Raw genomic sequence first — 22,006 nt, 5'->3', positions numbered from 1 at the left:
AACTGGAAAAGGTCGGTGTCTTTCATAGGCGAACGAATTACCCGGATGCGGTCAGGGGTTCAAGGCCCCTACCCACTTGAAACAGCGAGGAACCCTATTAATGTGATTAAAGATGATTTTAGGCTTAAAGGATTTGGTTTTCATGATTATCCTGGATATAAAAATTATGGAGTTGCGTGCATTGCTAAAGAATGGTTTTTTGGGGCTGCTTCCTGTGCTGGTCTTGAAGTTCTCGAATTTAGGCGAGATGTATGGGCTGGTCAGGATGTTGTTGTAGTGAGGCGTCTTAACTCGCTATCTTGATTTGTGGGGTTAGTCAGTATCACGTAACAGCATTTGCTTATTGACAATATGATCGAAATTGCGCCCCAATCTACTCATTTTGTCTTGGAGAACTTCAAGCACTATGGGTTTGTTTAGTCCTAAAATTTACATAGTATATATCTAAAATACTCGCGAATATTAGAAATTGTTTAAAAAAGTTTGGAACAAAAAAAAGTAGTTGCGTTACTTCTTCGTGGACACTTAGGTGTTGAGTTGAGTGCGCTTTAGACTGCTAAAAATTTAGTTTTTAAGTTTTTTAGCACTATTACTTTGTTCACTATATTCCTTATAAATATTTGAGGGTTTCAAATGAATGAATTATTGTACGATAAAATGCGTATGGTGTCCACGAATGAGTGGTTAGCTGGATTGCTACGAGATACAGACAAATTTGAATGGTGCGCAGCGCTGCCAAGTCTTCCTGATGAACAATTTCAGCGGCGCTTTGTCGGGCGGGCTTATAGTGAAGCGATGCAGCAGGCCTTTGATGCGGTCGAGGAATTTAGACAAGGATTAGCAAGACTAGGTTGTCAGTTCGATGAAGATGCTGTCGCCCTCGATTTTGGCTGCGGTTGGGGACGTATTAGTCAAACAATGTATCGCTATTTTAGACCTTATAATATAATATCTGCAGATATACAATCTGACGCCGTAGATTTTTGTTTTAAATCTGGGTTAGCGACAAAAATTATTCAAGTCTACGATAATAATTTACATCAAATTTTGAATGAATCTGTCGACTGTATATTTGCTTATTCAGTATTCTCTCATTTGTCAGAGAATGCTGCGAATATATGGATCAAAGAATTTGTTCGCATCCTTAAACCTGGTGGTGCAATTGCGGTAACTACTAGGGCTCCGTCTATTATACGTCATGCATTAAATCTTCTCAAGCTTCCAAAGCAAGAGATTCCTCTTCATGGTCGAGGACTTATTGAAGCTTTTTTTGATGCGGATAAGGCTTTAGAGGAATATAACGACGGTGTTTTTGTTTATAGGGACTACCCCCATCCTACTAAATCTGGAGTTGATTATGGAGAAGCAATTATCCCGGAGCATTATGTTGCGAATGTGTGGTTGCCAATATTTGGAGGTGGCTACTCTTTCTTACCGCCTGTTAGAACCTTAGATCAGGCCATCATTTTTCTCAGGAAGTTATAATGATAAACAACTCACCGATGCAGCCTAAACAATCGGACCACCAGCGCAGCTTCCTTGTCCGGATCTGTTTGATCACCACGAACCTCAAAACCACATTCTCGGGTCGGCAAAGGTCATCTTGTGGCAGGTCTTCGAGGACAACGTCCGACCGCTTTATGCTGCTTCCGGTCGACCTGGAGAACCTCTCCGAGCAGACGTCGGTGATAATCACCACCAACCTGAGCTTTGGCGAGTGGTCGCAGGTCTTCGGGGACGCCAAGATGACGACGGCGTTGCTGGACCGCGTCACCCATCACTGCGAGATCTTCGAAACAGGAAACGAGAGCTGGAGACTGAGGCAAAGGACATCCGTCCAGTAGCGCTGGTGCGGTCATCGCACAGCCCTCTGGCCGGATGCTTACAGACACCCCTGGAGGGTGTCAAAATTGGACGCCGATCGTGGGTCACTTTTCGATGCTGTTTGACATACAAGGCCAAAGCATCCGTGACCAGGGAGAGCGGCATCATCGTTGGCGCAGTGTCTTTCCAGGGCAACCCCTATGATGCTCCCTCGCTGCCTGCGGTTCTGTCTCAAGTCGATAGCATCTTGGGGCAACGGCTGAACATGGTGACCAGTGATCGTGGTTACCGCGGCAAGCGCAAAATCGGCGTGACCAGCATCGAAATCCCCGAGTCAGGCAAGCGGACCAAAACAGCTTCTGACAAACGTCAAGCCAGGGATCGATTCCGCCGTCGGGCGGCCATCGAGTCGATCATTGGCCACCTCAAGCACGACCACAGGATGCTGTGCAATTACATCATGGGCCAGATCGGCGATGCCGTGAACCTGTTCATGGCCTGTGTTGCGTTCAATATCCGGAAGTTCGTCTGGACGCTGTGTTTTTTGTACCTCAAATTCTTTGGGCACATACTTCGCCCCAATGTTCAGCCCGTGCAGGCCTATGCCTGATGTGACGTTTTAAGAGTTTTTCAGAATCGACTAATTATCTTGCCTAAATCAGAGTACCACTATGACCTTGGTTTTTGACGGCGAGCGTTACGTTCCCGAGATTGGCGGGTTTATTCACGCTGAGCACATGCACCGCTATCGTATTGCCCAGATTTTGACTACGGGCAAAGATGTATTGGATGTTGCTTGTGGCGAGGGATATGGCTCGAATTTACTCGCGGCGGATGCGCTTTCGGTGACCGGAATTGATATTTCGGCAAAAGCTCTTGATAATGCCCAACTGACCTATTCGCGAGACAACTTGTGTTTCATTCAAGGGAACTGCGCTGAATTGCCGTGCAAATCTTCATCATTCGATGTAGTTGCGAGTTTTGAGACCATTGAGCATCACGATCAGCACGAAGAGATGCTTCATGAGTTGCGTCGCGTACTGCGACCGGACGGCGTGTTGCTGATATCAAGTCCCAATCGGCCGGAATACAACCGTTCTCTAAGTGAACCAAATCCATATCATGTAAAGGAGCTTGATTTTAATGAGTTTGCTGTCCTATTGCAATCTCATTTTCAAAATGTCGTTTTTTACGCCCACCGTGTGCTTAACGCTTCCTGCATTGCGCCGCTAGATGATTGTGCACGATTTTTTCGTCATTTTGACATCAGCGGAGGAGGGGCGTTCGATATCCCACGTCCAGTTTATTATCTCGCAGTCGCAAGCAATGGTCCTTTACCGGATTTAGGCGCTTCGGTGTACGAAGTGCAGACAATGGACTTGCTATCACAACGGAATGGGGTTTCCGAAGCTAGACTTTACATTTCAGAAATTGTCGATGAAGAGTTGCAAGCTTACTCAGAATCGCGTGGTGCGGCCGTACTTTACCCAGTTTCAGGGCAACGGCAAGTCCTGCGCCTGCCCATGCCTGCCGATTTAAACCCGCTTGCATGCATTCGTCTCGACCCCGCTAATCGTCCAATGGCTATGTGGATTCATGGGCTGGCCTTGGAGAAAGTGGATGGTTCAGAGCTTTGGCGCTGGAATGGAGACGCAAGGACGTGTGTAAACATCGGTGGGCTTTCCATCCGAAACGAGGCAGATGGCTTGCTGCTACTGTGCCTGAACGATGACCCACAGTTTGACTTGGATTTGCCTGGCGATGTGTTGGCAAGGATGCCGGCAAACGCCTGTCTCGTAATTGACGTAACTCCTCAGCCCTTGACCGATGTCATCGCCGAGGTTTTGAGAAAGAATGATCGCTTGATTGCCGACTTGCGCGCCGACTTGTCAAAGCGTGAGCCGCTCAAGAGTCTTCCATTGTCCGCAGTCCCCGATACGCCAACACTGCACCTTGCGAACGATATTGAAATGATTTCCTCCATGCTCAAGAACACCTTGGACCGACGTGATCAAACCATTGCTCGGCAGGCGATGCAGCTCAAACAGATGCGTGAGCAGTTGCTCCGCGCCGAGGCTCAGCTGGATCTTCTCAAGGATGTGATGCTCGGGGGACCTGACGATCAGTTATAGGCGCTCCTTGCCGCCTTTCCTGTGTCGTTTCTTTCACAGCGCGACATAATCTATATTTCAGAACAGGGATGCTTGCGGAGATGGAACTGGCAAAGTCTGTTTCCGTGCCTTTGGCCGGCGTCCCAGAAGGTCGGATATCTGGAAAACAAGGATATAATATGATCATGGTTACCGGCGGCGCCGGCTTCATCGGCGCCAATTTTATTCTGGACTGGCTGGCGCCGCGCGACGAGCCGGTAATCAACCTCGACAAGCTGACGTACGCCGGCAATCTGCAGAATCTGGCGGCGCTGGAGGGCGATGCGCGATATTTGTTCGTACAGGGCGATATTGGCGATGCTGCCTTGGTCGGGCGCTTGCTGGAAGAACACCGTCCGCGCTCCATCGTCAATTTCGCGGCGGAATCGCATGTCGATCGCTCGATCCATGGGCCGGAGGATTTCATCCAGACCAATGTCGTTGGCACATTTCGGCTTTTGGAAGAGGTGCGGACGTATTGGGGCGGATTGCCCGAGGCCGACAAGGCCGCCTTCCGGTTTCTGCATGTCTCGACCGACGAGGTGTACGGCTCGCTGGCCCAGGAGGATCCGCCCTTTGCCGAGACGAACCGCTACGAACCCAATAGCCCCTATTCTGCCAGCAAGGCGGCTTCGGACCATTTGGTCCGCGCCTATCACCATACCTATGGCTTGCCGGTGCTCACCACCAACTGCTCCAACAATTACGGCCCATGTCAGTTTCCGGAAAAGCTGATCCCATTGGTCATCAACAACGCGCTTCAAGGCAAGGCCCTGCCCATTTACGGGGATGGGCAGCAGGTGCGTGATTGGCTTTACGTCCAGGACCACTGCAGCGCCATCCGCAGGGTGCTCGAAGCCGGCCAGGCCGGCCAAGTGTACAATGTCGGTGGGTGGAATGAGATGCCGAACATTGAGATTGTGAACACGATATGCGCTCTGCTGGATGAACTCCGCCCGGATCCTGCCGGACCATATTCCCGTCTGATCACCTATGTGAAGGATCGACCCGGTCATGACCGGCGCTATGCCATCGATGCCCGCAAGATTGAACGGGAGCTTGGCTGGAGGCCGGCAGAGACGTTCGAAACGGGTATTCGCAAGACCGTGCAATGGTATCTCGACAATCAGGATTGGGTCAGCAATGTCGCCAGCGGCGCGTACCGTGAATGGCTGGGTTTGCATTACGGCGATTCCGGGAATGGATGATTTTCACTCAGGCTGGGCTGACGGCTGTATAAAGATGTCTTCACAGTGGACTGCGCCATTTCCAGGCAAAGATTTGCAGATCCTCAAATAATTACTGTAAGGGTGTTGTATGCTTTCTCGTAAAGGTATCATTCTCGCTGGCGGCGCAGGCACGCGACTGCATCCCGCTACGTTGTCCATTTCCAAGCAGCTCTTGCCGGTTTACGACAAGCCCATGATATATTATCCGCTCAGCACTCTCATGCTGGCCGGAATCCGGGAAATCCTCCTGATTTCGACACCTCAGGACACGCCTCGGTTTGAACAGTTGCTGGGCGGCGGTGAAAAATGGGGTATCGATATCCGGTATGCCGTTCAGCCAAGCCCGGATGGGCTGGCACAGGCTTTCGTGATCGGGAGGGATTTCATCGGCGCTGCGCCGAGCGCCCTGATCCTTGGTGACAACTTGTTCTACGGGCATGATTTCGCTGAACAGCTGAAGTCTGCAAGCAATGGAGCCGCTGACGGGGCTGAAAATCCCGTCGGCGCAACTGTCTTCGCCTATGCGGTGAGCGACCCGGAGCGTTACGGTGTTGTCGAGTTCGATGACAGCCAGCGCGCGATCAGCATCGAGGAGAAGCCGCAAAGGCCCAAATCGCGCTACGCCGTGACAGGGTTGTATTTTTACGACACGCAGGTGTGCGACATCGCCGCCTCGATACGGCCTTCTGCCCGCGGCGAATTGGAAATCACCGACGTGAACCGCCGGTACCTGGAAAAGGGGCAGCTCAATGTCGAGATCATGGGGCGCGGCATGGCGTGGCTCGATACCGGGACCCACGATTCACTGCTGGAAGCCGGCCAGTTCATCGCCACGTTGGAAAAACGTCAGGGTCTCAAGGTTTCCTGCCCGGAAGAGATAGCCTGGCGGCAAGGCTGGATCACTGACGAGCAGCTTGAAGCAGCGGCCGATACGCTCGGCAAAAGCGGCTATGGTCAATATCTTTCTCATCTTTTGGCTGAAAAAGTATTCTCATGAAGCGTATCGATACGGCTATTCAGGATGTTTTTCTGATCGAACCTAAAGTTTTTGGCGATGAGCGCGGCTTTTTTTACGAAAGCTGGAATAAGCTCGCGCTGGCTGGTTTGGGTCTCGATATGGATTTTGTGCAGGACAATCACAGCAAGTCTGCTCGCGGCGTATTGCGCGGCCTGCATTATCAGATCCGGCGCCCGCAGGGTAAACTCGTCAGGGTGGTGGCCGGCGAAGTGTATGATGTGGCGGTGGATTTAAGGTGTTCGTCGCCGACATTCGGCCAATGGGTAGGCTTCACCCTTTCGGCGGAAAACAAGCGGATGGCCTGGATACCCCCGGGATTTGCGCACGGTTTCTACGTGACTTCGGAGTCGGCAGAGTTTCTCTATAAGACGACGGATTTCTGGTGCCCCGAATTCGAACGCAGCCTCCTCTGGAACGATCCCGCGGTGGGCATCGGTTGGCCGCTCAAGGGCGAAAGCCCGAAGCTGGCCGCCAAAGATGCGGCGGGGACTCCTCTCGCGGTCAGTGAGACATACGAATGAAAATTGCCATTGCCGGAACCGGCTACGTTGGCCTGCCAAACATTGATGTTTGTCACGACACAACCGTTTGTTTCAATCGACATTGTCCTTAGGAATGTCGCGGTGCTCAACGTCGAAGAAACTCCTGTCGAAGCCTCCCGGAACCGAGGCCGGCAAACAACGGGCGTAGAAATGCAAAGCCTACAAAATGGATCTTGTTCCACTGACTGCGCGACAAACACAAGGCTGTGACAATCGTTTTCCATATGAATTTACTTCAGCAGGCCAATGAATATCTTCGAATGAAGTGTTATGATGAAGCCATCCGTGTTTACGTGGAGGCACTTCAAACCTATCAACCGTTGACCCATGTCATTCTGCCCAGCCTTGAACGTGCTCAGGCTTGCAGAGAGATGGCGCGTTCTTCTGTCGATCTCCCACGCGTGTTGATATGTGGGTGGGACCTCTCGGGAAATGCTGTTGGGCGCGTTCATACTTTAGCTGAGATTTATAAAGAAATTGCGGATGTGGGTGTTATTGGATGCTTCTTTTCAAACAGGGGTGACATCTTTTGGACTCCAATGAAGAGAGTATGTAGTATTATAGATTCAATCCAAGTCCAGGATCAGAGAAATTTTATCCCACAAGCCGTAAAACTTGTTTTAAATAATCCTTGCGACATTCTTCATCTTTCAAAGCCTCGGTTTCCAAATATTCTTATAGGGATCCTGTACAAGCTCGTGTGGAATAGTTGCGTATTTATGGATATAGACGATGAAGAACTCGCATTTGTCTCAGCAGAAGAGGCGTTAAGACCTGACGAGTATTTGACTATTCATTCTTGCCTTCCAAAACTTGACGATCTGACAGGAAAGGGGTGGACCCAAATTGGAGTTGCCCTGGCGAGGATTTTTGATGGAGTCACGGTTGTCAATCCACCCCTCCAGCAGCGGTATGGAGGGGCCATAGTACGGCATGCGCGAGATGAATCAGTGTTTAAGCCTTCATTGGAACGCCGCCAATCCAGTCGGGCCATGCTCGGTATAACTCCTGAGCAAAAAATAATACTCTTTCTTGGGACTCCACGAGCGCACAAGGGCTTGCTTGAAACTGCCAAGGCTATCGCTACCCTTGAGCGTGACGATGTCCTTTTTTTGATTGTCGGGGACTTTCCGATGTCCCTGCAATGGCTTAAAGCCGAAATCGAAGGACTCTCAAATTTGAATAAACGTTTCCTTGCTAATCAACCCTTTGAAAACATACCGGATATTCTTGCAGCAGGGGATCTTTGCGTACTTTTGCAAGATCCAGACAACTTGGCCGCACAATTTCAAACCCCTGCCAAGCTCAGTGATGCGTTAGCTATGGGGCTGACTGTTCTGGCCGAGCCGACCCCCGCCTTGGCTGATTTGGCTGAAAAAGGGGCATTTCAACCAGTAAGCAGAAGCAATCTCTCTGAAGTACTTGGGGCCGCGCTAAATCAAATCTCCGGCGTGCATGGTGAGCCTACAGCACACCCTGTATTTAATGAGTACCTTTCCATAGTTTCCAATCGACCAGTCGTTGAAAGTCTCATGAATGCCCATAAATGTAATCCACGGCAGTTTTTTCACAATAATCCAAGCTTGAAAATTGTTGCAAAAATTGCAAATTTAGAATTTTTATTGCCTGTTCATTAGCATTTCAAGTTCTAATTGATTTTATAAAAAAGTTTTTTAATTATACATTGAATAAAATTTTTGATCAGTCTAGCATGTGCTCACTTGGTATCAATTTTGGAGTTTATAAACTTGCCGAAATTTGTATTTTTTTGTACGAATGGTGTTGGTTTAGGTCATATGTCGCGCTGTTTATCCTATGCTCGACGTCTACAATCAAATGCGTCCATTACTTTTTTCTCTTTAGCATCTGCAATTGACATCATTGAAAAATTTGGATTCGAAGCTGATTATTTCGTCTCACATTACTGGACTTGCAATACGTCATCCGAATGGAATCGCGAACTTGCCGTCCGTTTCGGAGTAATGCTGGAACGAGTGCAGCCAGATGTGGTGGTTTTTGACGGCACTTGGCCTTTTCAGGGATTCATGGCTGCGTGCAACGCCTATGGAAGACCTGCTTTGGTCTGGTCGAATCGTGGCTTGAATAAGGAGAGGTCGTCGTCGCTATCAGTTGACGAGAACCTTTTTGATTTGATTATCGTTCCCGGTGAACTGGGTGCTTCTTTCGGCACTGAGTCCCTGGCGGGTGGGCGCAAAAAAATCACAGTGCCCCCGGTTACGATCCTTGATGACCATGAATTGATGAGTCGGCGTGCCGCCCGCGATGAATTAGGATTGGATGCTGTGGGGCGGTACGCGTTGTTTTCTCTTGGAGCAGGCAACATAAATGATATTGGCGGAGTCGGAGCTGACTTGATTGCCCGTTTGGAGTCCGAAGGGTTTTCCATCGTATGGACACGTGCGCCTATCTCTATGAGGGATGTCGAACTTCCGCCCAAAGCTGAGCCGCTTTCAGTTTACCCCTTAGTGCGTTATCTGCGCGCTTTTGACGTGTTTATTGGGGCTGCCGGGTACAACACGTGCTGCGAGGTTGTTCAGGCTGGAGTGCCGAGTCTCTTGATTCCCAATGCCAGCACAAGGCTGGATGATCAGGCCAGGCGCGCTTCTTTGGTTGCGGAGCATGCCCCGGTAGTGGTGTCCGATTGCCAGACCCCGGCGGAGTGTTCTGCGGCTGTTAAGGATTTACTGGAAATGCTTGGTCGTTCGACCTCTCGCACGAGCTCTATCCCGATGAACGGCGCGGCCATGGCTGCGGACGAAATTCTTGCCTTGGCCCGCCGCCGGAGAAAGCGATGACGCTTGCGCAGGAAACCGAGGCGCTTCGCGCCCGGCTGGAGGAATGGGCCGATGACCCGGAATGGGCCCTGCTGGTGCGCTACGAGCTGCTGCCCCAAAAGCCCTCGCCGGTCTGGCACCAACGCCTTTCGCACAAAGTGGGACGTTTGCTTCGAGTGTTGGGCTTGGGCCGATCCCGGTATCTGAAACAGCCCTGGCATTCGGGTCTGAAGCATGTGCAGAGCCCCCCGCAAGCGAGACCCTTGCTGATCTGGTCCGAGGGACATGATCGCCGGTTTGTGCGCGACGCGTGCGAAGGGATGAAGCTTTTGCTGAATGATCATGAGGAATTTTTGCCGGTCCTGGTGACCGATGTGGCGGACTTCGCCTTTTACTCCCGTCTGGGCTGGCTGGTCGAATACCTCTCGGAATTGAGCGGAAGCGGGCCTTCGTATCGTGACAGAAAGCGGCGTTATCTGGCCTGGCGTTATCGTGACGCGCTGGCGGTGCCGCTCGCGGCGGGGCTGGCGAGCAAGGAGGAATGGGAGCAGGTGCTTGGGATAACCAGCGTATGAGGATCGCGGATTCGTGTTGAATATAAGTGATGACATCGAGTCGATGCGTGACTTGTCCAGATGGGAACGGCCTGTGCATGGTCACGCCAGCCTGGATGCATTTCTGGCCACAAAGTCACTGCAAGATGGAATTCACGCCATTGCGTACCGCGGCGTGTATCTTGAATTCAACCTGCATCGCCGTGCCTCGAAGTCCATGCTGGTGTTTTTCAATGCGGCCTTGTCTTCCAGGACTTCAGACGTAAAGTTGCCCGCATTTTCCGGAACCAGGGCGCCACATGCAACGGATGCCTGCGTACTCATGGTCAGCGATCCGGGGCTGTATTTGGACAGGGATATCCGGCTCGCCTGGTATGCCGGCGCATCGGGGATGCGCTTGCAGGAAGATATGGCCAAGGTGTTGCGGCACATCCAGGACGTCCTGTCGATTGCGCGCATGGTGCTGTACGGGGCGAGTGGGGGCGGTTTTGCGGCGCTCTATTACGCGCCGTTTCTCAGGAACGCCATTGCCGTGCCCTGCAATCCCCAAATAAACCTGCTCATTTATTCCCCGGGTATTCTCGGGCGCTATCTGAGAACTGCTTATGGATACAAGGGCGCTCCTTCTGCGTTCGAGAGTGCCGACATACCCGACAGGCCGACCGTCAGAATTAGACCCGAGCACGTGCGTGGCTCGCGCATCGTGTATCTCCAGAACGCCTTGGACGCGCGGCATTTCAATCGGGAGTTTCTGCCCTTTCTGCACGAGCAGGGCTTCAGTCGGGGCCGGGGGGTGGTGGAAGTTCATTCCGATCGTCTCGTCTCTGTCTGTGGCGATAATTGGGGGGAGGGGCATCGCGCTCCGCCTGCGAAGTTCGTCTACGACCTTTTGCACAGTCTGACCAAGACGGACGGATGGGATCGACTTCCGGAGACGATTCCGGCCCTTTATGCACGAACGGCTAACCGGTTCCGGCAAGTCGTGCTCAAGCTCGAGAATGGCGGCTTCACAGCCCAGGCTGTGCTGCATGAACCACAAGGCGAAGATGAAATTACCATGGTGCTCTACAGGGATGACATCGAGATTGAAACCATCCGGGTGGCCAGCGCTGAATTTGGGCGGTTTTCCTGCGCAGCGGACAACGGTCGGTATCGTGTCACTGCCAGAGCTGCACGGGATCACTCCACAGAAGAGAAAACCTGGGGGGACCGATTGTTGAGTTTGTTTCGAACCAGAAACGTTTTTGACGAGATGAGGTCTCGGGTAGTGGTGGTCGGCTAGGTCATGCCGGGAAAAAATCGTTACGCGATGCTGACCGTCGATACGGAGGCCCTGCCCAGGCGCGCGGCTGAAGATCATGTGCAGAGGTTGATCTGGGGGAGGCATGGAAATGCCTCCGCCGGGATTCGCGAGATGTGCCGGATCGGCGACGAGGTCGGGGCCCGGCATGTCTTTTTCGTCGACGTGTGCGGCGCGTATGCTTACGGGGATCAAGTCGCCGAGGTCGTACGCTGGCTGGATCAAGCCGGACAGGATGTCCAGCTGCATGTCCATCCCGAGTATTTGCCGGAAGCGTTCTGGGTGGAGCACGGCTTCGACTATCGACCCAGATTCATGAACCAGTTCGGCCTGCCCAAGGCCGAGTTCACGCTGCGTCATTTCGGCAAATTCATCTCGGATATCACCAACAAGCCCCTCGTGGCATTCCGGGCCGGTTCTTTCCGCTGGAACGCCGCGACTCTTCGCGCGCTTCGTTCCACAGGCATTGCGCTGTCCTTCAACAATTCCATGAAGGCGTTTTTGGACGGCGTCTGTCCTTACGGCGAACCGACCAACGCACCCTTTGCCTGGTCGAACGGGATCATCGAAGTCCCAGTCTCCGAGAGGAGGCCGTTGCCGTTTCATGACGGGCTTGGCTGGGAACGGTTTTCATGCCCCTATTCGAACACGTTTTTTGTGCCTCCATGGCGGATGGTCTGGCCGTTTGCGCTGGGCATCGACAGTTCGTTCCTGGTGCTGCTCATGCACTCCTGGAGTCTGCTGCACTGGGATGAGAATGGCCATGCGCACTATCGCGACGATCGGCGGATCGAGAGCTATCGGCGATTGGTCCGCAAATTGTCAAAGGACTGCGACATCATCACAACAGGTGATTTTCTGGATTTGCATGCGCGTGGAAAGATCAGGACAACACATTCCGTGGATATGGCGCTGACAGAACTGAGGATCCCGGACAGCCGGGGAAAGGTGATATCGTGATTTCCGAGCATTACTTGTCATTGAGCCGCCAGGTCACAGGAGCGACGCTTTCGTGGCGGTTGCGCCAAGCAAGACGGTCTGAACCGGCATTCGTGCCGGTTGCCGACCGGATGCTCTATGTTCCGGCCAGTTGCCTGCCCTATCACATCAGCGGCTACACCACGCGCACCCAGGCCGTGATCCGTGCGTTGCGTGATGCCGGCACCAACGTGTGCGCCATGACGCGTCCGGGCTATCCGTGGGATCGCAATGACAGGTGTTGCGATGCCGCCGAAAGCCGGACGCTTGCGGGTGGCGTGGAATACCGCCATGCGCGGCGTCCATTCAATAACGTGCCGGTGCTGGCCTATGCCTTTCTTGCGGCCAAGCCCATCATCAGGATGGCAATCCGGGAGCGTGTGGCGGCAATCCATGCGGCATCGAATCATGTCAACGCGTTGCCCGCGCTCTTGGCGGCCAGGCAGCTGGGCATACCGTTTCACTATGAGATGCGGGGCCTTTGGGAACTGACGCGCATTTCCCGAATGCCGGAATACGAAAGGTCACAGGCATTCAGGCAGGGCCTTGAGCTGGAAGCGCTGGTTGCCCGCAACGCGGACAGGCTGTTCGTGATTTCAGAGCAGCTCGGGCGCTACGTGCGGGAGAACTGGGGAGTACCGGCAGAGCGGATGTCCCTGCTTCCCAACTGCATCGACCCTGGCGATGTCCTGGCGGCTGACCCCGCAATGGCCGAGCCGAACACCATAGGGTACGCCGGATCGCTGATCGTCTACGAAGGATTGGACACCTTGCTTGAAGCTGTCGCGCTGCTTGCGGGGCAAGGCCGGGCGGTTCAAGTCAGGATCGCGGGCGAAGGGGAAGCCAGGCGGGATCTGGAAGCCTTGTCCGCTCGTCTGGGTCTGACGCGGCAGGTGCGCTTCCTGGGACGGATGGAGCCGGCCGTGGCGCGGGACATGATCGCCCGCTGTTCCCTGGTCTGCCTGCCCCGCAAGCCCTTCCAGGTCTGCGAGATCGTGCCGCCCATCAAATTGGTGGAGGCCCTGGCCATGGCCAAGCCCGTCATCGTGCCGGATTTGCCCGTGTTCCGCGACGAGCTTGGGTCCGACCCCGCCGGCTGGTTCTTCCGGGCCGGCGACGCGGCGGACCTGGCCGGGGTGATCGAGGGGGCGCTGCGCGAGCCTGCCCGGCTGGCGGGTCTGGGCGCCAAGGCCAGGCAGTATGTGCTGGGGCACAGGACCTGGGATCGATTCGTGGGCGGGGTGCTTGAGCCGCACGGGCAAAGCGAGGCAAAGCCATGCTCGGACTGATCGCCCGCAAATTCAGCGCCACGTTCTACAACTATCCCCAGGCCCCGGTCGTGACCGAACGGAAGGGGGAATTCGCGAGGCTCAAGGTCGCCCTCATCGCCGACCATTTGACCGAAACCTGCCTGACCTTCGAATGCCGGGTCCGAAACGTCACGCCCAAGAACTTTTCTGACGTGCTGCGCTCCTGGCGGCCGGACCTGCTGCTCGTGGAGTCGGCCTTTCACGGCTGGTGCGGGTGCTGGCGCTACGAGTTGGCCAGGCAGTCGCGCTGGATGCGGCTGACCAGGCCGACGGCCATCTTCCGCGTCCTGGACTGCGCCCGGTCCCTAGGCATCCCCACCGTGTTCTGGAACAAGGACGACGGCGCGTTCTTCGACCACTTCATCGACGTGGCCAAAAACTTCGACCATATCTTCACCACGGACGCGACCTGCGTCCCGCGCTACCGGGCCGTCGCGCCCTCCGGCACCACCGTCGGCACGCTCATGATCCCGTATCAGCCGGCCTTCCACTCCTTTGACGGCTTCGATTTCTCGACCCGCACGGCCTGCTTCACGGGCAGCTATTACCGCAAGATCCTGAACTCGCGCCGCCTGTACCTGGACATGCTTTTCGAGGCCGCGCAGGAGTCAGGGGCGCGCATCGATGTTTTCGACCGCAACCACGACCGCCTGTCCAGGCGGTTCGAATTCAGCTTCCCCGAGACGGGCGCGGTCCGGGTCCACCCGCGCGTTTCGCACTGGGAAACCGGCCGCCTCTACAAGAGCCACGCCCTGTCCATCAACGTCAACTCCGTCACGGACTCCGAGACCATGTGCTCCCGCAGGCTGCTCGAAATCCTGGCCTGCGGCGGCATCGCCATGACCAACCCCAGCGCGTGCGTGACCAGGCATTTCGCCCCGTACTGCCAGGTGGTCTCCACCCCGGAGGAGGCCAGGGAGACTTTCGCGCGCCTGCGCCACGGCCCGGACAGCACGGACCTGGAGCGGGCGGCCGAAGGGGCCCGTTATGTGAGCACCGCCCACACCTGGAGCCATCGGCTGCAGGACATCTGCGCAACGGCCGGGGTCTGAACCATGATGCAGTTTTTGGCCACGCTGATGGAACTGGTCTTCTACGCCGTGATCGCCTGCTTCGCGGTCTACGTGCTCCTGGAACTGCGCATGGTCCGGGTGTCCAGCCAGGCCCAGCGCCGCAAGCTGGCGGAGATCCGCCTGTGGCCGCAAGAAGAGGAGGAATTCTTGCCGCGGGTGGGGGTTTTCCTGCCGGTCTGCAACGAGTCCGGGGTGATCGGCCGCCTCATCCATGCGGCCTGCAGTCTGCGCTATCCACGGGAGAAGCTGGAAATCGCGGTGCTCGACGATTCCACGGACATGACCACTGATCTGGCCAAATCCCTGGTCGAGGAGTACGCGGCCCGGGGCGTGAACATCCGCTACCTGAAGCGGCGCTCGCGGCGCTGCTCCAAGGCCGGAAACCTGAGCTACGGCGCGGCCCAGATCGACGCCGAATTCCTGGCCATTTTCGACGCGGACTTCGTGCCGCCCCCGGATTTCCTGCTCAAGACCATACCCTGCTTCAAGGACCCGAGCCTCGGCTTCCTGCAGACCGGCATCGACTACGAGAACCGGAACGCGTCCTTCCTGACGCAGTTCCAGGCCATGGAGATGGGGCATCAGCAGTTCGTCACCGTGGGGCTGAGCGAGGAGGGCAACATGGCCTCTCTGAGCGGCAGTTCCTGCGTCTGGCGCCGGGCCTGCATGGAAGCCCTGGGCGGCTGGAAGGCGGCCACGGCCACCGAGGACGTGGACATCGGCTACAAGGCCCAGCTTGGGGACTGGAAATACGCGTACCTGAAGGACGTGGTGTCCATGTCCATCCTGCCGGAGACGGTCAGCGCCTTTCGCGTCCAGCGCGAGCGCTGGGGGCGCGGCCTGATGCACAGCGCCTTCCGCCACGGCGGAAGCATGTTCCGCAAAAAAATGCCGCTGCTGCGGCGTCTGCACGCCATGTCCATGATGTTTTCGTCGCTCTTGCTGGCGTCCATCTACGGCCTGTTCCTGCTCAGCCTGCCCCTGACGCTCTTCATGCAGTTCGAGGGCGCCGGGTTCGTGCTGGCGGCCCTGGCCTTCTTCGCCCTCGTGGCCGTCTGGGGCTTTGCCAACATCGTCGGATCGCCCATGTGGGAGGATTTTGCGAGGGGCAGGGGAGTCTTGCGCACTCTTCCCCATGTCTACGCCTACGTCAGCCTTTTCCTGCCCATGGCCCTGTACTATTTCGTGGGCGGCATCCGCGCCGCCCGGGGCGTGTTCGAGGAGTTCAACCGCACCCCCAAGTGCGGGGATGAGGCCTGCCTGGAGCGGCCGAAAATAGACGCCTGGCTGCATCGGGGGGAGATGTTTTCCCTCGCCTACGCCGTGCTGACGACGGTGACTGGGGTGATGACCGGGAATGTCGTCCTCTTGCCCATCAGCGTCACGGCCTGCCTGGGTTTCGGCATGGTTCTGCACTGGGGCCGGCGGGACAGGAGGCTGCGTGGCGAAGCGAAATGACGGAAACGGGCGGCGCGTCCTGATCACGGGCGCGACCGGGGCCATCGGCTCGGCTCTTGCCGGGTTGTACGCCACCGAGGGCGCGACCCTTTTTCTGCACGGCAGGAACGTTGATCTTCTTGATAGCCTGGCCGCCTCGTGCCGGGCTGCCGGCGCGCAGGTGCATGTCCACGCCTGCGACGTGCGCGACACGGACGCTTTGCGACTCTGGGTGCGGACGGTCTGCGCGGCGGGGGCCCCGGACGTGGCGATCCTGGCGGCGGGCATGAATACCAATGTCGGCCCTGCGGGGGAGCCTGAGCCCTGGGGCGAGGCCGAGGCACTCATGGACGTAAACGTGAAGGGCTGCATGGCCGTCATCGACGCCCTGCTGCCGGACATGCTTGCGCGCGGGGCAGGGCAGATCGCCATCTTCAGCTCCCTGGCCGGGTACTTCGGCCTGCCGCTGACGCCGTCCTACAGCGCCAGCAAGGCGGCCCTGAAGGCCTACGGCGAGGCCTTGCGCGGGTGGCTCGGGCCCAGGGGCATCCGGGTCAGCGTGGTCATGCCCGGCTACGTCGCGTCCGCCATGTGCGACCACATGCCCGGCCCCAAGCCCTTTCTCTGGCCCCCCGACCGGGCTGCGAAATGCATCCGCCGGGGCCTGGAGCGGGACCGGGCGCGCATCAGCTTCCCCTTCCCCCTGAACTGGGGCACGTGGTGGCTGGCGGTGCTGCCTGCGGCCCTGTCGACGCGCATCGTGCGCTGGCTGGGCTATGCGCGCTGATCACGCCCTGCTCGCCCCTGTGGCGGCCGCCATAGCGAGTATTCTCGTGGCTGCGGCCCTGGAGCTGCTTCTTAACCCTCGGCCGTCGTTCGCGCGCCCGGCCAGGGCCTGGGCCCTGCACGCGGGGGTGCTGTCCGTCATGACCGGAATCCTGACCGTGCTGCTGGGCAACCCCTGGCTGGCGACGGGCTGTCTGGCGGTGCTTTTCCTCATCCTCGTGCTGGTCGGCAACGCCAAGGCCGCATCCCTGGGCGAACCCTTCGTCTTTCAGGACTACGAATATTTCACGGACATGGTCCGCTACCCGCGCCTCTACATCCCCTTTTTCGGCTGGGGGAACTTCCTGATTTCGGTGGCGGGCGGCCTCGCGCTGCTCTATTTCGCCGTCACCCAGGCCGGATCCCTCCTGCGCTTCGACTGGAGCGCCTCCGCCTTTGGCGGCGGCGCCGTGGCGGCTGTGGGCCTGGCCTGCGTACGGGCGGCCGAACGACGCCCCCTGTCCATGAGCTTCACCCCCCGGCAAGACCTGCGCGCCTGTGGTTTCGTGGCCAGCCTCTGGCGTTACGGGGTGTCCAGCCGCACGCTCCCGGCCGTGACCTCAGCCTTCGAGGGATTGGATGTACGCATCGCCTCTTCGGCTCGTGAAACACATGAGCCTCTGCCCCACATGGTGGCAGTGCAGAGCGAATCCTTTTTCGACCCCCGTCGGCTTTATCCAGGCATACGTCCCGAGCTGCTGGCCGAGTACGACAGGGTCAAGGCCGGGGCACGGGCCTGGGGCACTTTGCGCGTCCCGGCCTGGGGAGCCAACACCATCCGCACGGAGTTCTCCTTTTTGACCGGCGTGGACAATGCCCTGCTCGGAGCGCACCGCTTCAACCCGTACCGGGCCCTGGCGCGAGGCTGGGAGGTCATGACCCTGGCCGAAGTCCTGCGCTCGCACGGCTACCGCACCCTGTGCATCCATCCGTACCATCGGGGCTTCTACCTGCGCGACAAGGTCATGCCGCGCATGGGATTCGACGATTTCTGGGGGATCGAGAAATTTGCCGGCGCCCGGCGCTTCGGCCCGTACGTCAGCGACACGTCCCTGGCCGAAACCGTCCTTGACGCCCTGCAAAAGGCCGAGGAACCGACGTTTATCTTCGCCATCACCATGGAAAACCACGGCCCGCTGCACCTGGAAAAAGTGAACCCGGGGGATGCGAAGCGCACCTTCACCACCCCGCCGCCCGCCGGCTGCGACGACCTGACCATCTACCTGCGCCACCTGCGCAACGCCGACGCCATGATCGGCATGCTCGCCGAAGGAGCGTCAGCTTGCGACCGGTCCGTGGAATTGTGCTGGTACGGTGACCACGTCCCCATCATGACCAGGGTTTACGCCGAACTGGGAACGCCTTGCGGAGATGTCGAATACGTCCTGTGGAGCAGCGGCGGAAACGTCGGTACAGACCGGCGCGACCTCGCAATGGATCAACTGGCCGGCGAGTGGCTTTTCCTTTCAGGGGCGCACGGGTAAGGACGTCATGTGTGCGACGCACAACAGACCGGCACCGGCAGGATGTCATTCCCGCGCAGGCGGGAATCCAGTTCTTCGAAATGACCGGACACCTGCAGCCTTCGTCTTCAGGCCGAAGCCATCTTCTGTCACGAAACGCAAAGCAACTTGGAACACATCATGCGCCACAACGACCTGCTGACCGCCATCCATGCCGCAATGGCCGGAGGAAAAGCCATCCTCGACATCTACGGCTCCGCGGATTTCGGCATCGAAACCAAGGCCGACAACTCCCCCCTCACCCTGGCCGACAGGGCCGCGCACGCCTGCATCCAGGAGCGTCTCCAGGACACCGAGCACCCTATCCTGAGCGAGGAGGGGAGGGGGATCCCGCACGATGAGCGCCGGCACTGGACGACCTTCTGGCTCGTCGACCCGCTGGACGGCACCAAGGAGTTCATCAAGCGCAACGGGGAATTCACCGTCAACATCGCGTTGATCGAAAACGGGTGCCCAGTGCTCGGCGTGGTCTACGCACCGGTTCTCGATACGCTCTATTTCGCTGCAAAGGGAGCGGGGGCCTACAAGCTGGGCATGGCCTCGACGTATGCCGGGCGACCTCTGGGTGAAATGGTTGCCGCCTCGTGCTCCCTGCCCTGTGCGCAGCCGGAAGGCGGAGTCTACACCATCGTCGGTTCCCGCTCCCACCAGACACCGGAGTTCGCCGCTTTCGTGTCTGAGAGAGAAAAGGAGCATGAAGGTGTGAGTGTCCGCTCCATCGGCAGCTCCCTGAAGATCTGCCTCGTGGCCGAAGGTTCGGCGGACGTGTACCCCCGCCTCGGTCCGACCATGGAATGGGACACGGCAGCGGGGCATGCCGTGGCGGCCTGCGCGGGGTGCGCCGTGGTCCGGGTCGACACTGGGGAACCGCTGGCCTACAACAAGCCGGAGTTGCTCAACCCGTTCTTTATTGTCGAACGACGCTAATCGGCCGTTGAAAAATCCGTTCTGGACTGCGTTGTTCAGCAATTTTGAAGGCTTCATGTAGACGGCTACACTTCACCCTCCAAAATCACTTCACGCCTTGCCAGAACGGTTTTTGAACGGCCTCGGGAATGCCTGAAATTTTGTAAGCAGTCTGATTATTCAAAAAGTAGCAAGCGCTCTAACCGGACTCAAACAACACGAACTGTTATGGGGCAGACAATGTACAGTGAATCGCTTCTCGTCCATTTCCAGCGTGCCGAGGCCCTGCGCTCCGAGGCGGTGGCCCTTCCTTCGGTCAACCTGAAGACCCGCCAGCTCTGCGACCTCGAACTGCTCTTGAACCGCGCGTTCTTTCCCCTGAAGGGTTTCATGGACCGGGCTGACTACGAGAGCGTCCTGTCGGACATGCGCCTTGCCTCGGGAGAGCTTTGGCCCTTGCCGGTCTGCCTGGATGTTTCCTCTGAGACTGGGCAGATGCTTGAGGCAGGGAGCAAGCTGGCGCTCAGGGATCAGGAAGGTTTTCTGCTGGCAATCCTTCAGGTGTCCGACGTATGGATCCCGGACCTTGAACGGGAGGCGGCGGCAGTCTTCGGGACTGCCGACCCGGCGGCGCACCCTTCCGTGCGCTTTCTCCTGTCCAACACCGGCCGGTATTATGTCGGCGGAAGCCTGGAAGGGCTTTCACTGCCCCTGCACTTTGATTTCCAGGATCTCCGGTTGTCCCCGTCGGAAATGCACCGCCGGTTTTCGCAGAATGGCTGGCGCAAGGTTATCGGCTTTCAGAGCGAGCAGCATCTGCACTGCGCGCACAAGGAGATGATTTCCCGGGCCGCGCGCGAGGCCGGTGCGTCTATCCTGCTGCACCCTGCCGTGGGCGTGCAGTACCACGGCGATCTGGACCAGTACACGTTGATCCGGTCCTACCAGGCCTTTGTCCGCCAGTTCCCCCGCACCATGATCAGTCTCGGGCTCGTGCCTCTGTACCAGCGCAAGGCCGGACCGCGCGAGGCCCTGCTGCAGGCCATGGTCCGTCGCAATTACGGCTGCACCCATTTCGTGGTGGCAGGGGATCAGGCGGATCCCTTTGCCGAAACCGGTGACACCTTCTATCCCAAAGGCGCGGCCCAGGAACTGGTCCGCGCTCACGAGGGCGAGACGGGCATCGCCATGATTCCCATGCGGGAGATGGTCTATGTCGAGGAGAAGGCCCAATATCTGCCGGAAGACGAGGTGGAGGAGGGCATGAACGTGCGCGCCATCACCTCGCAGGAGCTGCGTCACCGGCTGGAGCACGGCATCGAAATCCCCGACTGGTTCTCCTTTCCCGACGTGGTGGAGGAGTTGCGGCGGGCGCACCCTCCGCGCAGCAAGCAGGGCTTCACCATCTTTCTGACCGGGCTGTCGGGGGCGGGCAAGTCCACGGTGGCCAAGGTCCTGCTGGCGCGCTTCCTGGAAATGCGCGACCGGCCTGTGACCCTGCTCGACGGCGACATCGTGCGTCGCAATCTTTCGTCCGAGCTGACCTTTTCCAAGGAGCATCGCGAACTCAATGTCCGCCGCATCGGATTCGTGGCCAGCGAGATCACCAAGAACGGCGGCATCGCCATCTGCGCCCCCATCGCACCCTATCCCGAGGCGCGGGAGCATAACCGCAATCTCATCAGTCAGTCAGGGGGATTCGTCGAAGTCTTCATGAACACGCCGTTGGAGGTCTGCGAGCAGCGCGACAGGAAAGGGCTGTACGCCAAGGCCAGGGCCGGGCTCGTCAAGGGCGTCACGGGCATCGACGACCCCTACATTCCCCCGGCGAACCCGGAGGTGACCATCGACACCACCGAAATGACGCCCGTCGAAGCGGCGCAGGTCATCCTGCTCTTTCTGGAGGAGCAGGGCTATATCCGGTAGGTGGTTTGCAGGCTGATGTTGACTTCTGGCCAGGGGAGGGTGACCTGCCCCGAATACTCGCGGCATCAAAAATGATTTTTCCAACGCACCCTGCTGACGCGGAGGCGCAAAATGGGACGGCCCGGTTTCGGTGGAAACCGGGCCGCTTACTGTATTGTCGGACTGTGCGGGTCAGTTGGTTTGATAGGACTCGGTCAAGGAAACTTCCCGCATGCCGGTCTCTTCGTCCAGCTCCACGAGAGTAAAGGCGCCAAACACTCCGGGTTCGGCTTTAATGAAGTACGCTTTTGCGGCCTTTGTCTCCAGGACCATGGAGTCTAAAGTGTTGCCGATGAAGTCGTTGACCCGCAGTGTAATGGTATTTTTTCCGGGGTCTGCCTGCACGGCGATGTAGCTCTTGTTGATCAAAACGCCCTTGGTCTGGTCGTTTATATCTACCCGGACCTGGCTTCCACGGCTCAGAAGACTGTCGGGCCTGAAAATGTAAAGAAGGGACTTGCCTTGCACCGTCTCGGTTTTTGTGAAGGGAGTCGTGGTGACGCAACCGGCGACCAGAAAAATAAGCGCGTACAGGATGAGAGTTCGAAATCCGGAGAATACGTTCATTGTTACCTCG

The 22,006-nt window shown here is 57.2% G+C and carries 20 protein-coding genes and 1 pseudogene; 20 read left to right on the top strand and 1 reads right to left on the bottom strand.

The genetic code is table 11. From position 1 onward, the window contains the following. The 20 genes and pseudogenes from H4684_RS06015 to H4684_RS05920 all read left to right on the top strand — a co-directional run. Positions 1–303 (top strand): hypothetical protein (locus tag H4684_RS06015; protein WP_225940275.1); only part of this gene is annotated, 303 nt, incomplete at its 5' end. Positions 304–633: 330 nt separating this feature from the next. Further along, complete coding sequence (locus H4684_RS06010) at positions 634–1,485, top strand: class I SAM-dependent methyltransferase (RefSeq protein WP_192623159.1); 852 nt, start codon at positions 634–636, stop codon at positions 1,483–1,485. 182 nt (positions 1,486–1,667) lie between these two features. Further along, positions 1,668–1,844, top strand: a pseudogene (locus H4684_RS06005) (ATP-binding protein); the annotation flags it as partial. Positions 1,845–1,969: 125 nt separating this feature from the next. Continuing rightward, on the top strand, positions 1,970–2,434 hold the full coding sequence (locus H4684_RS06000; protein ID WP_192623158.1) for a transposase: 465 nt from the start codon (positions 1,970–1,972) through the stop codon (positions 2,432–2,434). 61 nt (positions 2,435–2,495) lie between these two features. After that, entirely contained in the window at positions 2,496–3,956 is a 1,461-nt protein-coding gene (locus H4684_RS05995) for a class I SAM-dependent methyltransferase (protein WP_192623157.1), read from the top strand. A 158-nt stretch (positions 3,957–4,114) separates the two neighbouring features. Beyond that, entirely contained in the window at positions 4,115–5,182 is a 1,068-nt protein-coding gene (rfbB, locus tag H4684_RS05990; RefSeq protein WP_192623156.1) for a dTDP-glucose 4,6-dehydratase, read from the top strand. Between the two features lie 109 nt (positions 5,183–5,291). Continuing rightward, positions 5,292–6,200, top strand: a complete 909-nt coding sequence (rfbA, locus tag H4684_RS05985; protein ID WP_192623155.1) for a glucose-1-phosphate thymidylyltransferase RfbA — start codon at positions 5,292–5,294, stop codon at positions 6,198–6,200. After that, the gene (gene rfbC / locus H4684_RS05980) at positions 6,197–6,742 is read left to right on the top strand and encodes a dTDP-4-dehydrorhamnose 3,5-epimerase (protein ID WP_192623154.1); all 546 of its coding nucleotides are present in this window, start codon (positions 6,197–6,199) and stop codon (positions 6,740–6,742) included. Before rfbA ends, rfbC begins: the two co-directional genes overlap by 4 nt. Before the next feature lie 245 nt (positions 6,743–6,987). Then, entirely contained in the window at positions 6,988–8,400 is a 1,413-nt protein-coding gene (locus tag H4684_RS05975; protein ID WP_192623153.1) for a glycosyltransferase, read from the top strand. A gap of 111 nt (positions 8,401–8,511) precedes the next feature. Further along, entirely contained in the window at positions 8,512–9,579 is a 1,068-nt protein-coding gene (locus tag H4684_RS05970; RefSeq protein WP_225940274.1) for a glycosyltransferase, read from the top strand. After that, positions 9,576–10,133, top strand: coding sequence for a hypothetical protein (locus H4684_RS05965; RefSeq protein ID WP_192623152.1), 558 nt, complete (start codon positions 9,576–9,578; stop codon positions 10,131–10,133). The genes H4684_RS05970 and H4684_RS05965 overlap by 4 nt, the downstream gene beginning before the upstream one ends. 13 nt (positions 10,134–10,146) lie before the next feature. Then, complete coding sequence (locus tag H4684_RS05960; protein WP_192623151.1) at positions 10,147–11,394, top strand: hypothetical protein; 1,248 nt, start codon at positions 10,147–10,149, stop codon at positions 11,392–11,394. Between the two features lie 3 nt (positions 11,395–11,397). Next, positions 11,398–12,372, top strand: coding sequence for a polysaccharide deacetylase family protein (locus H4684_RS05955; protein WP_192623150.1), 975 nt, complete (start codon positions 11,398–11,400; stop codon positions 12,370–12,372). Continuing rightward, on the top strand, positions 12,369–13,679 hold the full coding sequence (locus tag H4684_RS05950) for a glycosyltransferase family 4 protein (RefSeq protein ID WP_318779618.1): 1,311 nt from the start codon (positions 12,369–12,371) through the stop codon (positions 13,677–13,679). The genes H4684_RS05955 and H4684_RS05950 overlap by 4 nt, the downstream gene beginning before the upstream one ends. Next, positions 13,667–14,752: a CgeB family protein gene (locus H4684_RS05945; RefSeq protein ID WP_192623149.1), complete on the top strand. Its 1,086-nt coding sequence runs from the start codon at positions 13,667–13,669 to the stop codon at positions 14,750–14,752. Before H4684_RS05950 ends, H4684_RS05945 begins: the two co-directional genes overlap by 13 nt. Before the next feature lie 3 nt (positions 14,753–14,755). Next, the gene (locus H4684_RS05940) at positions 14,756–16,231 is read left to right on the top strand and encodes a glycosyltransferase (RefSeq protein ID WP_192623148.1); all 1,476 of its coding nucleotides are present in this window, start codon (positions 14,756–14,758) and stop codon (positions 16,229–16,231) included. Further along, positions 16,215–16,997, top strand: a complete 783-nt coding sequence (locus H4684_RS05935) for an SDR family NAD(P)-dependent oxidoreductase (protein WP_318779617.1) — start codon at positions 16,215–16,217, stop codon at positions 16,995–16,997. The genes H4684_RS05940 and H4684_RS05935 overlap by 17 nt, the downstream gene beginning before the upstream one ends. Continuing rightward, entirely contained in the window at positions 16,987–18,519 is a 1,533-nt protein-coding gene (locus H4684_RS05930) for an LTA synthase family protein (RefSeq protein ID WP_192623146.1), read from the top strand. Before H4684_RS05935 ends, H4684_RS05930 begins: the two co-directional genes overlap by 11 nt. A 159-nt stretch (positions 18,520–18,678) precedes the next feature. After that, positions 18,679–19,485, top strand: a complete 807-nt coding sequence (gene cysQ / locus H4684_RS05925) for a 3'(2'),5'-bisphosphate nucleotidase CysQ (protein ID WP_192623145.1) — start codon at positions 18,679–18,681, stop codon at positions 19,483–19,485. A gap of 219 nt (positions 19,486–19,704) precedes the next feature. Continuing rightward, on the top strand, positions 19,705–21,390 hold the full coding sequence (locus tag H4684_RS05920; RefSeq protein WP_264080938.1) for a bifunctional sulfate adenylyltransferase/adenylylsulfate kinase: 1,686 nt from the start codon (positions 19,705–19,707) through the stop codon (positions 21,388–21,390). Between the two features lie 171 nt (positions 21,391–21,561). Here the strand turns inward: H4684_RS05920 and H4684_RS05915 are convergent, their stop codons facing one another. Then, positions 21,562–21,996, bottom strand: coding sequence for a DUF2846 domain-containing protein (locus H4684_RS05915; protein WP_192623143.1), 435 nt, complete (start codon positions 21,994–21,996; stop codon positions 21,562–21,564). Between the last annotated feature and the right edge of the window lie 10 nt (positions 21,997–22,006).

Source organism: Desulfomicrobium macestii (assembly GCF_014873765.1).
Taxonomy (GTDB): Bacteria; Desulfobacterota; Desulfovibrionia; order Desulfovibrionales; family Desulfomicrobiaceae; genus Desulfomicrobium; species Desulfomicrobium macestii.
This window is presented reverse-complemented; position numbering and strand designations above follow the sequence as displayed.